This is a genomic window from Pantoea sp. X-Soil-TKNS-1279 (assembly GCF_059730565.1).
In genome coordinates this window covers 872,426-885,916 of the sequence record NZ_AP035948.1, presented here as the reverse complement: position 1 = coordinate 885,916, position 13,491 = coordinate 872,426, and the positions used below count along the sequence as shown (strand labels likewise).

At 54.1% G+C, this 13,491-nt stretch carries 12 protein-coding genes; 8 read left to right on the top strand and 4 right to left on the bottom strand.

The window, feature by feature from the left end:
• The first annotated feature begins 117 nt into the window (after window positions 1–117).
• Window positions 118–1,398 (top strand): cystathionine gamma-synthase family protein, encoded by a 1,281-nt coding sequence (locus tag AC6I8N_RS03965; protein WP_497830094.1) that lies wholly within the window; start codon window positions 118–120, stop codon window positions 1,396–1,398.
• Here AC6I8N_RS03965 and cueO read toward each other — a convergent pair.
• Window positions 1,395–3,008 (bottom strand): multicopper oxidase CueO, encoded by a 1,614-nt coding sequence (gene cueO / locus AC6I8N_RS03960; RefSeq protein WP_497830093.1) that lies wholly within the window; start codon window positions 3,006–3,008, stop codon window positions 1,395–1,397. The genes AC6I8N_RS03965 and cueO overlap by 4 nt on opposite strands.
• Before the next feature lie 175 nt (window positions 3,009–3,183).
• Here cueO and AC6I8N_RS03955 point away from each other — a divergent pair, with 175 nt between their 5' ends.
• From AC6I8N_RS03955 to AC6I8N_RS03940, 4 genes are all read left to right on the top strand, one after another.
• Window positions 3,184–3,531 carry a YacC family pilotin-like protein gene (locus AC6I8N_RS03955; protein WP_013507908.1) on the top strand — a complete coding sequence of 116 codons (348 nt, stop codon included), beginning with the start codon at window positions 3,184–3,186 and terminating at the stop codon, window positions 3,529–3,531.
• 109 nt (window positions 3,532–3,640) lie between these two features.
• Window positions 3,641–4,504, top strand: a complete 864-nt coding sequence (gene speE, locus AC6I8N_RS03950) for a polyamine aminopropyltransferase (protein ID WP_497830092.1) — start codon at window positions 3,641–3,643, stop codon at window positions 4,502–4,504.
• Window positions 4,505–4,532: 28 nt separating this feature from the next.
• Window positions 4,533–5,348 carry an adenosylmethionine decarboxylase gene (speD, locus tag AC6I8N_RS03945; RefSeq protein ID WP_497830091.1) on the top strand — a complete coding sequence of 272 codons (816 nt, stop codon included), beginning with the start codon at window positions 4,533–4,535 and terminating at the stop codon, window positions 5,346–5,348.
• A 440-nt stretch (window positions 5,349–5,788) separates the two neighbouring features.
• The gene (locus AC6I8N_RS03940) at window positions 5,789–6,946 is read left to right on the top strand and encodes a ferredoxin reductase family protein (protein WP_497830090.1); all 1,158 of its coding nucleotides are present in this window, start codon (window positions 5,789–5,791) and stop codon (window positions 6,944–6,946) included.
• Window positions 6,947–7,210: 264 nt separating this feature from the next.
• Here AC6I8N_RS03940 and AC6I8N_RS03935 read toward each other — a convergent pair whose 3' ends face one another.
• From AC6I8N_RS03935 to dtnK, 3 genes are read right to left on the bottom strand one after another with little or no spacing between them, the layout of a single operon-like run.
• Entirely contained in the window at window positions 7,211–7,972 is a 762-nt protein-coding gene (locus tag AC6I8N_RS03935) for a DeoR/GlpR family DNA-binding transcription regulator (RefSeq protein ID WP_021184700.1), read from the bottom strand.
• Window positions 7,973–7,978: 6 nt separating this feature from the next.
• On the bottom strand, window positions 7,979–8,959 hold the full coding sequence (locus AC6I8N_RS03930; protein WP_021184701.1) for a D-threonate 4-phosphate dehydrogenase: 981 nt from the start codon (window positions 8,957–8,959) through the stop codon (window positions 7,979–7,981).
• Complete coding sequence (gene dtnK / locus AC6I8N_RS03925; protein ID WP_497830089.1) at window positions 8,952–10,223, bottom strand: D-threonate kinase; 1,272 nt, start codon at window positions 10,221–10,223, stop codon at window positions 8,952–8,954. Before dtnK ends, AC6I8N_RS03930 begins: the two co-directional genes overlap by 8 nt.
• Window positions 10,224–10,415: 192 nt before the next feature.
• On the opposite strand from dtnK, the gene AC6I8N_RS03920 reads away from it, so the two are divergent.
• Genes AC6I8N_RS03920 through AC6I8N_RS03910 form a run of 3 tightly spaced genes read left to right on the top strand, consistent with a single transcriptional unit; the run spans window position 10,416 to window position 13,480 of the window.
• Window positions 10,416–11,564, top strand: a complete 1,149-nt coding sequence (locus tag AC6I8N_RS03920; protein WP_021184703.1) for an iron-containing alcohol dehydrogenase — start codon at window positions 10,416–10,418, stop codon at window positions 11,562–11,564.
• A gap of 17 nt (window positions 11,565–11,581) precedes the next feature.
• On the top strand, window positions 11,582–12,466 hold the full coding sequence (locus AC6I8N_RS03915) for a dihydrodipicolinate synthase family protein (protein WP_415175722.1): 885 nt from the start codon (window positions 11,582–11,584) through the stop codon (window positions 12,464–12,466).
• Between the two features lie 60 nt (window positions 12,467–12,526).
• A complete protein-coding gene (locus tag AC6I8N_RS03910) occupies window positions 12,527–13,480 on the top strand; it encodes a phosphoglycerate dehydrogenase (protein WP_497830088.1) in 954 nt (317 codons plus the stop codon).
• The last annotated feature ends 11 nt before the right edge of the window (window positions 13,481–13,491 follow it).

The window sequence follows — 13,491 nt, the reverse complement described above, 5'->3', positions numbered from 1 at the left end:
AGTCTATCATAGTCCAATTAAGCGCTGACGCCGCGCACACAACGCAAACGTTACCGTGGCGAAAAATATTGCTCTGACGTTAACTGTATAAAAAGCACCCTGCTAACCGGAGACGTTATGACCTCTTCATCCAGCAAAAAATCGCCGCCTGGTACCTCTTCGCTCCATCCCGAAACACAAATGCTGAATTACGGTTACGATCCACGCCTGTCGGAAGGGGCAGTTAAGCCACCGGTATTCCTCACCTCCACCTTCGTGTTTAACAGCGCCGAAGAGGGGAAGGATTTTTTTGATTTCGTCGCCGGACGCCGGGAACCGCCCGAAGGCAAAAGCAGCGGCCTGGTCTACTCACGCTTTAATCATCCCAATAGCGAAATTGTTGAAGATCGGCTGGCAATTTACGAAGGAGCCGAACGCGCCGCCCTGTTCTCTTCCGGGATGGCGGCGATTGCCACCACCTTGCTGACCTTTGCCCGGCCAGGTGAGGTGATTTTGCATTCACAGCCGCTGTACGGCGGCACCGAAACCCTGCTCAGCAAGACGCTGCATAATCTCGAAATCAAAGCCGTTGGTTTTAGCGATGGCACCGATGAAGAGAAAGTCCACGAAGCCGCTAAACTGGCCTGGCAACGTGGACGCGTGGCGTTGATTTTGATTGAAACCCCCGCCAACCCCACCAACAGTCTGGTGGATATTGAATTGATGGTGGAAGTCGCCGAGGTGATTGCTCAGCACCAGGGTTCCCGTCCGATTATTGCCTGTGATAACACCCTGCTCGGCCCGATTTTTCAGCGCCCGCTGGAACAGGGTGCTGACCTGTCGCTCTATTCCCTGACCAAATATGTCGGCGGTCACTCTGACCTGATTGCCGGTGCGGTACTGGGTAGAAAAGCGTTGATTGATCAGGTACGGTCGCTGCGCAGCGCCATTGGTACCCAGCTTGATCCTCACTCCAGTTGGATGATTGGCCGTTCGCTGGAAACATTGTCGTTGCGGATGGAGAAAGCCGCGCACAACGCAGCGTTAGTGGCGGCGTTTCTGCGCGATCAACCGCAGGTGGAGAAGTTGTACTGGCTCCCCTTCCTCGATAAAAACAGCAGCGCCGGGGAAACCTATCGTCGTCAGTGCTTTGGCGCAGGTTCCACCTTCTCTTTTGATATTCGCGGCGGTCAGCCTGCCGCTTTCCGTTTCCTCAACGCCCTGAAGTTGTTCAAACTGGCGGTGAGCCTCGGCGGCACCGAATCACTCGCCAGCCATCCGGCCAGCACCACCCATTCCGGTGTCGCCGCCGAAGTACGTCAGCGTATTGGTATCACTGACGCCACCGTGCGATTATCCATCGGCATCGAACATGCCGATGATTTAATTGAAGATATCCGGCAGGCGTTAGCCAGTTAAGTCACGGTAAAGCCCAGCATCATGCCGGTGTCTTCATGTTCCAAAAGGTGACAGTGCGCCATGTAGGCATGTTCAGCGCTGGCAACATAGTTGAAGCGCACCAACACCTCACTGCGCCAGCCATCGACGCTGACCATATCTTTCCAGCCCTGGCGGTGTGGAGCCGGTGGCTTGCCATTTTCTGACAGAATACGGAACTGGGTGCCGTGGATATGGAACGGGTGCAGCATGCTGTCGCCTTCGCCTGAGATGGTCCATTTCTCCATGCTGCCAAGTTTCGCACCGAACATCGGCTTCGCCATATCAAAGGCAACGCCATTGATTTTGTTCCCATTATGAAAATCGTAACCCGGCGCAGCCTTAGCATGGCCGCTGTGATCCATCGCCATGTTGCCGTGATCCATCTGCATGCCGCCCATGTCCATCTTCATGTCCATCGGCTTTTTGTCGGCTGGCATGGCCATGCCGTGATGATTACCCATCGCTTTTGCCCCATAGCGATCCATCAACGCCTGCATCCCCTGGCTGTCGAGCTGCGGGTCCATCATCAGTTGCAACCAACGGGTTTGTAGCCCCTCAGTCGCGGGCACTGGCGGCAGATCCACCAGCTTATCCGGCAACGCGCCGCTCGCCATGACACGCAGCGGCAGGATGTTCACCAACGGCAGCGGCTGATCGAACGGGGCCAGCATCATACCCATCTGTGTCACCGGCAGCGTCACCATATCAAAGGCGTTACCGTCGGAAGTATCGACCATCACTTCAAAACGTTCGCCTGGCAGTAGCGGCAGACTCTCCACCTTCACCGGTTCCGCCAGCAAACCACCGTCGCTGCCAATCACATATAACGGACGTTTATCGCTGGTGGCGATATGCAGTGAACGGGCGTTACATCCATTCAGCAGACGCAGGCGCAACCAGCCGCGAGGCACCGCATGTTGTGGATATTGCGCGCCGTTGGTCAGCATCATATCGCCGAACCAACCCACTGCCGCGCGCATAATATCCAGTTGATAATCAATGCGGCTGCCATCTTTCGTTAGCTGCTTGTCCTGGAAAATCAGGGGGACATCGTCAACGCCCCACTGGATGGGCAGGCGCAATTTGTCGGATGCGTCATCCTGAAGCAGCACCAGTCCAGCCAGCCCCTGAGCGACCTGATGGCCGGTTTTGCCATGCAGGTGGGGATGAAACCAGCAGGTCGCTGCGGGTTGATCCGGGGTAAAACTCACCTGCCGGGTTGCTCCGGGCGCGATGACCGCCTGAGGCCCCCCATCCACCGCACCGGGCACTTCCAGCCCGTGCCAGTGGACGGTCGTCGCTTCCGGCAGACGGTTATGGATATTGACGTTCACCGGTTTACCGCGCTGCAAGGCAATGGCGGGGCCGAGCAGGCTACCGTTGTAACCCCAGGTCGGCACCGCTTTGCCGTTCCACTGGCTGGTGCCTGCCTGAGCGATAAGGTTATAGGTGCCGTGCGCATCCGCTTCCAGCAGCGCGGGGATCGGCAATAAAGGGCGCGTGGCGGCCATCAATGAGCGGCTCCACAGGGGCAGGGCACCTGCCGCGCTGAGAGCAGCAGTCAGCTTCAGAAAATGACGACGTTGCATATTCATATCCTTTTTGTGCATAAGGCCTCAGCGTAAACCTTGTCCCTGCGGGAGGGTCAAGCCCTGCTGTATAATGCAGCGAAAAAATTGCGAAGTGCGGCACGACGGCAAATTTATCGGAATCCTGCCAGTATCTGTGCTAACGTCAGTTTATTGTCCCTTGTTGAGAATGATTATGACGAAAAGCATCAAGATCCTGCTGCTGGCGGGACTCCTTGGCTTCTCCTCCACCAGCTTTGCCCTGAGCGAATCCGAAGCAGAAGATCTGGCTGATCTCACCGCAGTATTTGTTTATCTGAAGAATGATTGCGGCTATCAGGACTTACCCGATGCGCAGATTCGCAAAGCACTGGTGTTCTTCGCCCAGCAAAACCGCTGGGATCTGAGCAACTACAGTACCTTCAACATGAAAGCGCTCGGCGAAGACAGCTACAAAGATTTGAGCGGCATCGCCATCACCAATGACAAAAAATGTAAGTCACTGGCACGCGACTCGTTAAGCCTGCTCGCCTACGTGAAATAACCCGCCGCCCCGCTCTGCTGCTGAACATTTGACCGTGCAACCACGGTCATAATTCGCTATGATTTGCCGCCCATTTTCATGGCGATGTCATCACAGGAGAGCCTCAATCATGGCCCAAAATGAAATGTGGTATGAAACCCTTCATGCCGGTTTCGGACAGTATTTCACGGTGGATAAGGAACTTTACCGCGAGAAAACTGCGCACCAGGATTTAGTCATCTTTGAAAATGCGGCTTTCGGTCGCGTTATGGCGCTGGACGGCGTGGTACAAACCACCGAGCGCGATGAATTTATCTATCATGAAATGATGACCCATGTGCCGATTCTGGCGCACGGGGCGGCAAAGCGTGTGCTGATTATCGGCGGTGGCGACGGTGCCATGCTGCGCGAAGTATCACGCCATGCCAGCATTGAACAGATCACCATGGTGGAGATCGATGCCGGGGTGGTGAACTTCTGCAAACAGTATCTGCCCAACCACAGCGCGGGTGCCTATGACGATGCGCGTTTGCAGCTGGTGATTGATGATGGCGTCAATTTCGTCAACCAGACGCCGGAGAAATTCGATGTGATCATCTCTGACTGCACCGACCCGATCGGTCCGGGAGAGAGCCTGTTCACCTCAGAATTTTATGCCGGCTGCAAAAACGCCCTCAACCCGGGCGGTATTTTTGTCGCACAGAACGGCGTCTGCTTTTTACAGCAAGACGAGGCGATTAACAGCCATCGCAAACTCAGCCACTACTTTTCCGATGTCAGCTTTTACCAGGCAGCGATTCCGACCTATTACGGTGGCATCATGACCTTTGCCTGGGCTAGCGACAATCCGGCGCTACGTCAACTTGATAGCGCCACCTTGCAGTCGCGTTTTGCGGCCGCTGGCCTGCACTGCCGTTACTACAATCCGGCAATCCACACTGGCAGCTTTGCCCTGCCGCAATATCTGCTGAATGCCCTGTCAGACGTGCGCTGACCGGATATTTATAAGGGGGTGAACGAAATTGCAAAAGCTAAAACTACATGGCTTCAATAACCTGACAAAGAGCCTGAGTTTTTGTATTTACGATATTTGCTATGCAAATACTGAAGCCGAGCGTGATGGTTACATCGCCTATATTGATGAGCAATACAACGCCAACCGTCTGACGGAAATTCTGACGGAGACCTGCTCGATCATCGGTGCCAACGTGCTCAACATCGCACGCCAGGACTATGAACCACAGGGAGCAAGCGTGACCATTCTGGTCAGCGAGGAGCCGATCGATCCGAAAGACATCGATAACTCAGAACATCCCGGCCCGCTGCCCAACTCCGTCGTCGCGCACCTCGATAAAAGCCATATTTGCGTGCATACCTATCCGGAAAGCCATCCGGAAGGCGGATTATGCACCTTCCGCGCCGATATTGAAGTCTCGACCTGCGGCGTGATTTCACCGTTGAAAGCGTTGAATTACCTGATTCACCAGTTGGAATCTGACATCGTCACCATTGACTATCGCGTGCGCGGTTTTACCCGTGATGTGAATGGCGTGAAGCACTTTATCGACCATGCGATCAACTCGATTCAGAACTTTATGTCGGATGATATGAAGTCGATGTATGACATGCTGGATGTGAACGTTTATCAGGAAAATATCTTTCACACCAAAATGTTGCTGAAAGAGTTCGATCTGAAGCATTACCTGTTCAACACCAAACCGGAAGATCTCAGCCCGGAAGAACACCAGCGCATTACCGGCTTGCTGTGGAAAGAGATGCGGGAGATCTACTATGGCCGCAATATTCCGTCTGTGGCCCTGAAACCCGGAACGTTCTGATACGGTTCACGAAAGTGATCCAGCCAATTCTTTATGGCGGGCAACAACCCGCCACTTCCTGAATGCCGCGAAAATTTATCAAAAAATTCATTATTCAGATGCACTTTAATACCACCCATTAATAAACACACGTCCGTGTGGTATCAGTTATTATTTGGTATAAACAGAAATGTTCGTCTACGCTTCGTATGTACAATAGATTGACCATTATTTCACCAACATAAGGCTAATGGCAGAATAAATGATTTATAATCCGTAATAACTCTGCACGGGGTTGTGGACATGAACATTTTCACACGAAATACTCTCTGGGTATTGTTCTATCTATTTTTCACTGCCGGTCCGTTATTTGTTCTTCTGATAGGTCCACTCCCCCCTCCAGGGATTTTTGGACAGAATTCTCTGCTGCGGCAGGCTATGCTGGCCTGGCCATTTTAGGATTGCAGGTTGGTCTTACCGCCCGCTTTCGTGCGGTGACAAGCCCGTGGGGCGAAGATACTATTTATCATTTCCATAAACAAATGTCTTTTATAGCCCTGGTCCTGATTATTGCCCATCCTGTCATCCTTTTTATTTTGCGACCAGAAAGACTGGCACTGCTTAATTTCATTGAAGCACCGTGGCGGGCACGCTTTGCGGCAATATCAACCTATTCTCTTATTGCCTTAATGGTGATGGCACTGTGGCGTGTGAAACTAAAAATTAGCTACGAAGTCTGGCACTATACTCATATTATTTTGGCAGTTTTAGTTATTGGCGCGGGGCTACTTCATACGGTTGCCTGGGGGTTCTATTTAGATGCACCCTTAAAACGTGCCTTGTGGACAGGATTAGCCATACTCTGGTGCTGCCTGCTGATTTATACACGCATCGTCCGTCCTTTCCTGATGTTGCGAAAACCCTACCAGGTCATTGCAACGCGCAATGAACGAGGAGGCAGTACCACGCTGGTGATGCAACCTGTTGGTCATGCAGGGTTTCCATTTGTCCCCGGTCAATTTGGCTGGCTGAATGTCTGGGGAAGTCCTTTCAAATTGACGTCTCATCCCTTCTCTTTTTCATCCAGCGCGGAAATGGCGAAAGAGACGATTGAAATGACCATACAAGATGCTGGCGATTACACCCGGAAGATCAGAAATGTGACGGCGGGTAAGCGTGTTTATATTGATGGTCCCTATGGCGCATTCACTGTGGGTAATCCGGCGGATATGCATGTGTTAATTGCCGGGGGGATTGGTATTACCCCGATGATGAGTATCATCCGAACTTTTGCCGATCTCGGTGATAAACGTCCGATAATACTAATCTATGGTAATAAAAATTGGGATGGCATTACTTTTAGAGAAGAACTGGAAGCCTTGTCAGATAGAATTAATCTACAGGTCATACATGTTCTTGAACAACCCCCGAAAGACTGGACAGGAGAAACGGGTATCATTAGCAGTGAACTGATACAACGTTATATTCCAGCGCCATATGAACAACATGAATACTTTATCTGTGGCCCAAACAGAATGATGGATGAGATTGAAAAAACGCTGGCAGCTTTACAGGTTCCGTTAGCGAAATATCACTCAGAACGCTATCACTTTGTATAAAGAGGCGAAAATGCGTAAATTATTTGCCGATCTTCTGGTTTTTATCACGGCAGTGATAATACTGGCATTGATAATATTCTTTGCATATAGCAGAGTCTATTTTTGATCCGGTTCCTGAAATAATAACCACTCATCGCCGGTAGAATTAACATCATGCCAAACTGAATTCAGAAAAGAGTACGTGGAATGGCATCATCGTGCTCAAGAGCGAGTCGGCGCATTTGCGCCTGAACTCTTGAGCCACGACAGGGTGAGGATATCGATTTATTCTGTCAGTTGTAGCGCAATTCCACGTTCCCGCAGATTGCGACACACTTCGTCATCCAGGCGCGCATCGGTCACGATATCGGTCAGACTCTCAATGGGTGCGGCACAGAACAGTGACCATGAACCGTATTTGCTGCTGTCGGCCAGCAGAATCCGGCGACGCGCATTCGCCAGCAAATCCATCTTCAGCCCGGCCTTCTCTTCGGTTGGCGTAGTTATGCCGCGTTCGATACTCCACGAGTTACAGCTGACAAAGGCCACATCCGGGTTGATGCTACGCAGCAGGCGGCGACCATGTTCACCGATGCATGACTGGCTGGAATCATCGATCCGCCCGCCAATGATGGTGACTTCAATCTGTTTGAATTCAGACAAAAACAGCGCGATGTGCAGGTCGGCAGTGATCACCCGCAGCGGTAAATGGGTCAATTGACGCGCCAGCTCCAGCATGGTGGTGCCAGCATCCAGTACCACCGCATCTCCGGACTGTACAAAACCGGCAGCAAAATGAGCGATCGCCTGTTTTTCCGCCAGGTTACGCTGCATCTTTTCCAGAGTGGTTGGCTGGGCGGGGATAAAGCGATTAAGGGTAACGCCGCCGTGACTACGGCTAATCACGCCTTCTTTATCCAGCTTGATCAGATCGCGGCGAATAGTGGCCGGTGAGGCAGAAATAGCGCTCACCAGCTGTTCAACAGTAACCAGATTATGGCTTTTCAGATAGTCCATAATCTGGTCGAGGCGACTTTGTCCCTTCATATTTCCCTATGCAAGTTGCATCGCGAGTTTGATGGAGATCGCCATGCTCGCAGAGTTCGCCTTACCTGTCCAGGCGATATCAAAGGCGGTGCCGTGGTCCGCAGAAGTACGGATAAACGGCAAACCGGCTGTAATATTGACGCCATCATAAAAACCAAGCAATTTCAGCGGGATATGACCCTGATCGTGGTACATCGCCACCACCATATCATACTGGCCTTGCTGGCATTGCAGGAACACCGTATCCGGCGGGCACGGGCCATAAACATCGATGCCTTTTTCCTTCATCGCTTTGATGGCCGGTGCCACGGTAGTGATCTCTTCATCACCAAACAAACCATTCTCACCGGCATGCGGGTTAACCCCGGCAACCGCAATACGCGGTTTGTCGAATCCGACACGGCGCAGGAAAGTATCTGCCATGCCGATCACCGTCTCAATACGCGGACGATTGAGGGTGTCGAGGAATTTACGCAGCGCGATATGCGTCGTGACGTGAATCACCTTCAGATGATCGGTGTACAGTACCATCGCGTAATCTTTGGTGTTGGTCAGTTGCGCCAGCAGTTCGGTGTGGCCGGGATAGATATGACCCGCCGAATGCAGGGCTTCTTTGTTCAGCGGCGCAGTCGCAATCGCCTGCACTTCCCCAGCCAGAGCCAGTTCGGTGGCACGTTTCACGCAGCGCCATGCCAGATCGCCCGCTTCTTTCTGCACCACACCGGGTTGCAGCGCTTCCGGGTTCGCCAGCGGCTCGTCAATCACGTTGATGATACCCGGCGCAAAATGCGCGTCTTTTACCTGGTCCAGCACGCGCAGCTCAGCCTGCGGCGTAATGTTCAATCCCATCACCCGACGCAGCGTTGCGGCACAGCCCACCACCACCGCCGGAACACCGGCCAGCTCACCTTCCGCCAGCGCTTTAATGATGATCTCCGGGCTGATGCCCGCCGGATCGCCCATGGTCACCGCAATAATTTTATTCACTCGACATCTCCTCAATAAAACGAATGGCTTCTACCAGGGTGTTTTCGTCGCCAAAGCCACCCGCTTTGGTCATCACCGGCAGGTGTAAATCACTATTAAGCAGAACCCCGTGCGGCACACAGCCCGCCACCAGACCCTGAATTTGAAAACCGCTGGCCCCCAGCGCCTGTGCCACGGCAATCGCCACATCCCCACCGGAGAGATACAGCCCGGCAGGCTGGACGTTGCGGCACACTACTTCGGTCAGTTGGGCCAAAAACTGGCAGATACGTTCGCCCAGTTGCTGGCGGGAAACCTGTTGCTGCTGGCACAGCCTGTCAATCTCATGACGCTGTGCGGCATGTTGGGTGGTGCGCACCACGCAGTGTTCACCCATGCGCAATGCCTGCTCCATCGCCTGCTGCCAGTTGCTGGCCTGCGGCCATGCTGGCTGGGCAAACAACTGACGGATATCAATATCGATAATGCGAATCGCCCGCTGGCTATTGAGACGATCAATCTGCTGTTGGGCAATGGCGCTCATCGAACCCACCACCGCCAGCACCGGCCGCGCCTCCCGGCCTGCCAGATACTCACCCAGCGCGTCACCCAGACCAGATGCTCCGGCCAACAGCGGACGCGTTGACAGCACAGCTGCCGCCTGCATCAAAACGCGTAAATCGGCGTCCTGCTCAATATCAATCACCACCAGCCCCTGCTTCCCTGCCAGCACCTGCGCCAGCTTGCCGCTGCGCAGCGTGTCGATGTTGATCACTTCACCTGGCAAATCGCTCTGCATCTGCAAGCGCATCAGCACATTGCTGCTGGTAACGGGCGTTTTCGGGTCGCTGGCAAATTCGGTGTCAGTCAGGCGCTGCTGATTGATCCACACCTCGCCCCCTCGCGTGGTGCGCCCCAGCTTTGGTACCGCAGGCACGACCAGCGCCAGCGCTTTGCCACTGGCCGCCATCGCTGCGGCAATTTCCGCACCGGGGTTGCCACGTAACGTGGAATCCATCTTCTTAAACAACCAGCCATCCCGCGCAATCGCCTGATGCTGCTGTACCGCGCGTTCAGTGCGTTGCGCGGCCTCGGTGGCACTTACTGCCCGGCTGTCGGTGCTAATCACCAGTACATCGGCGGCATTGGCATCATGCGGCGTATCGCTATTAAACAGCACATGCACGCGCGCCCCTGCCCGAGCCAGACCGCTTCCGGCATCGTTAGCGCCGGTAAAATCATCGGCAATCACCAGAACCGGCGTTTTCCAAGGTTGTGAACGCATCCTCTCTCCTGTAACGGGCAGCTTGCCGTGTTGAGATTGATTATATTCAATCATGATTGATTATATGTGAGCAAGATCAAATTAATTGAAATCAATATGCCCTATAAATTCAGGCACAGTTAGTGACAGATATCGCAGACTGATGAGCAAAACCAATCAATCAGCGCGATAACATCGGGAAAAGGGTACGAAATGAATATCAACAGCACCGTGATTAGCGGCTATCAGGCACTCAATGACCTCAGCTACCTGCTGAAAGGTCGGCAGAAAGCGCTGCTGGTCACTGATAAGAATATAGAGGGCATACCGGCAGTCCAGACGTTGATTGCCCAACTGAAGCAGCACATTGCCAGCCTCAGTGTGGTCAACAGCGTGCCGCCAGAACCCAGCCAGCATGATGTGGCGGCGATTGTTGCTGCCCTGCCGACGACCGATGTCGATCTGGTGATTGGTGTAGGCGGCGGTAGCGTCTTGGACGTTGCCAAACTGCTCTCTATTCTGTGTGTGAAAGGCGCGCCTACCCTTGAGGCCCTGCTGGCCGGGGAAAAACCGCTGACCCGCACCACTTCGCTGCTGATCCCGACCACCGCAGGCACCGGTTCAGAAGCCACGCCGAACGCCATCCTGGCGATCCCGGAGAAAGAAACCAAAGTTGGCATTATTACCCCGGTGATGCTGCCGGACTATGTCGCGCTGGTGCCGGAGCTGACCACCAGCATGCCACCACACATCGCCTCTTCTACCGGCATTGATGCGCTGTGCCACCTGATTGAGTGCTTCACCGCCACGGTCGCCAACCCGGTGAGTGATAACTACGCGATGATTGGCATGAAAAAACTGTTTGCCAGCCTGGAAACCGCCGTTGCCGAGCCGGGTAATCTTGAAGCGCGTCTGAATATGCTGTGGGCGTCATATTACGGCGGCGCATCGATTGCCCACGCCGGTACGCATCTGGTGCACGCGATGTCTTATCCGCTGGGCGGCAAATATCACATTCCGCACGGCGTGGCGAACGCCATCCTGTTGGCACCCTGTATGCGTTTCGTACGCCCGGCAGCAGTGAGTAAATTTGCTCAGGCTTATGACCTGCTGCCTGATGCCGACCAGACTCTGGATGAAGAAGCGAAATCGCACGCGCTGGTTGAGTACTTCGCCGCGCTGGTACAGCGCCTGAAACTGCCAGCCAGCCTGGAAGAGCTGGGTATCGGCCCGGATCACCTGCCCTATCTGGTTGAAGCCGCGCTCGACGTGCAACGCCTGATGAAGAATGTACCGATGAAAGTGAGCGCCGATGACGTGCGAAACGTCTACCTGACGCTGTTTCCGGCATTGAATCACTAAGGACTATCGAGGAAATCATGAGCAACAAAATTCAGGGCGTACTGACCGCCATTGTCACCACCTTCGACCGCGACGGTGCCTTTAACCCTGCCACACAACGTGAGCAGGTGAAGCGTCAACTGAGCGCCGGTAACGGTATTTTCTGCGGCGGCACCAACGGTGAATTCTTCGTGCTGAATGAGCAGGAGAAACTGGCGGTCACTGAAACCTGCGTGGATGAAGTGAACGGCAGCGCGCCTGTAGTGGCACATATTGGCGAGATCTCCACCCGTGAAACCATCCGTCTCGGTAAGCAGATTGAGAAACTGGGTGTTGATGCGGTATCGGTGATCACCCCGTACTTCGTGCCGTTGAAGCAGGATGAGTTGATTTACCACTATCAGACGGTGGCGGATGCGCTGAACGTGCCGCTGTTCCTCTACAACATCCCGGCGCGTACCGGCAATACCTTGCAACCGGAAACCGTGCGCACGCTGGCGTCACATCCCAACATCATCGGTATCAAGGACAGCGCGGGCAGCTACGAAAGCCTGAGCGGTTTCCTGCAAGCCGCCAAAGGTATCGATAATTTTGACGTGCTGAATGGCCCGGACTCGCTGATTCATCAGGGCTTTGTTGATGGCTGCTCAGCCTGCATCTCCGGCCTTGCCAACGTGGCACCGAAAGAGATCAACGCCATCTGGGCACGCTTCCACGCCGGCGATATCGAAGGTTCGCGCCTGGCACAGGAAAATGTCACCGGCTTACGCACCGACCTGTACAGCGTCGGCTTCTCACCGGCAGCGGTGAAAAAGGCGGTTTCTCTGCTCGGTTATAACGTCGGTGACAGCCGATATGCGGTGCGTTTCACTGCCGAAGAAGAGCAGAAGATCCGTCAGATCGTGAACCAGTATTTGCAGTAATGGCCGTCAGGGCAGCGTGTGCTGCCCTTGCCTGTTCCACTTTTTACACCGGGAAGCGTTATGAAAGTCATCTGTACCTCACCATCATTCGCTAAATATGACGCAACGCCAATCACCACGTTGCAACAGCAGGGTTTTGAACTGATCACCCTGCCCGCCGATGCCCCGCTCAGCGCGCTGGAGCCGCATCTGCCCGACACCGTGGCGATGATTGTCGCCTTTACCGACGTCAATGAAGAACTGCTGAGCAAAGCGCCGCAGTTGAAGATCGTCTGCAAGCACGGCGTTGGCGTCGATAACATCAATCTGGAAGCCACCCGCGCACGCGGCATCTATGTCACCAACGTGCCGGATGCCAACAAACATGCAGTGGCCGACTTCGCCTTTGCCTTGATCCTCAACAGCGCCCGCCAGGTGACCCAGGCTGCGGTAGAAACCCGTGCCGGTAACTGGCCGCGTATTTTCGCCACCGACGTGTACGGTAAAACGCTGGGCATCGTCGGTCTGGGCAACATTGGTAAGCAGGTCGCGCTGCGCGCTAAAGGCTTCAACATGCGCGTCATCGCCTTTGATTTCTACCCGGACGAGAAATTCGCAGCGGAACACGGCATCGAATTCGTCAGCATGGACCAACTGACCGAAGCCAGTGACTTCATCACGCTGCACACCCCGCTGACCAATGAAACGCGCAACCTGTTTGATGCGGTACGGATCAAACGGATGAAGAAAAGCGCGTTCCTGATCAATGTATCGCGCGGTGGCGTGGTGAATGAACAGGATCTGTTCCAGGCGTTGCAGGACAACGTGATCGCCGGAGCGGCTGCGGATGTCTTTGAGCAGGAACCTCTGGCCGAACATCCGCTGTTCACCCTGAGCAACTTTATTCCGACCTCACATATTGCGGGCTACACCGACGGGGCAATCAGCGCCATCGGTGAACGCTGTGTAACGCAAATTGTGCAGTGCATTAAACAGGGCGAACGCCCGGTTAACGTGATGAACGGGCTGGCCTGAGGGCCGCCCCC

Coding starts and splice junctions, on each gene's coding strand:
- AC6I8N_RS03935 (WP_021184700.1), bottom strand. CDS start 7,972: ATGAAGGGACAAAGTCGCCTCGACCAGATTATGGACTATCTGAAAAGC.
- speE (WP_497830092.1), top strand. CDS start 3,641: ATGGCCCAAAATGAAATGTGGTATGAAACCCTTCATGCCGGTTTCGGA.
- cueO (WP_497830093.1), bottom strand. CDS start 3,008: ATGCAACGTCGTCATTTTCTGAAGCTGACTGCTGCTCTCAGCGCGGCA.
- dtnK (WP_497830089.1), bottom strand. CDS start 10,223: ATGCGTTCACAACCTTGGAAAACGCCGGTTCTGGTGATTGCCGATGAT.
- AC6I8N_RS03915 (WP_415175722.1), top strand. CDS start 11,582: ATGAGCAACAAAATTCAGGGCGTACTGACCGCCATTGTCACCACCTTC.
- AC6I8N_RS03920 (WP_021184703.1), top strand. CDS start 10,416: ATGAATATCAACAGCACCGTGATTAGCGGCTATCAGGCACTCAATGAC.
- AC6I8N_RS03910 (WP_497830088.1), top strand. CDS start 12,527: ATGAAAGTCATCTGTACCTCACCATCATTCGCTAAATATGACGCAACG.
- AC6I8N_RS03965 (WP_497830094.1), top strand. CDS start 118: ATGACCTCTTCATCCAGCAAAAAATCGCCGCCTGGTACCTCTTCGCTC.
- AC6I8N_RS03955 (WP_013507908.1), top strand. CDS start 3,184: ATGACGAAAAGCATCAAGATCCTGCTGCTGGCGGGACTCCTTGGCTTC.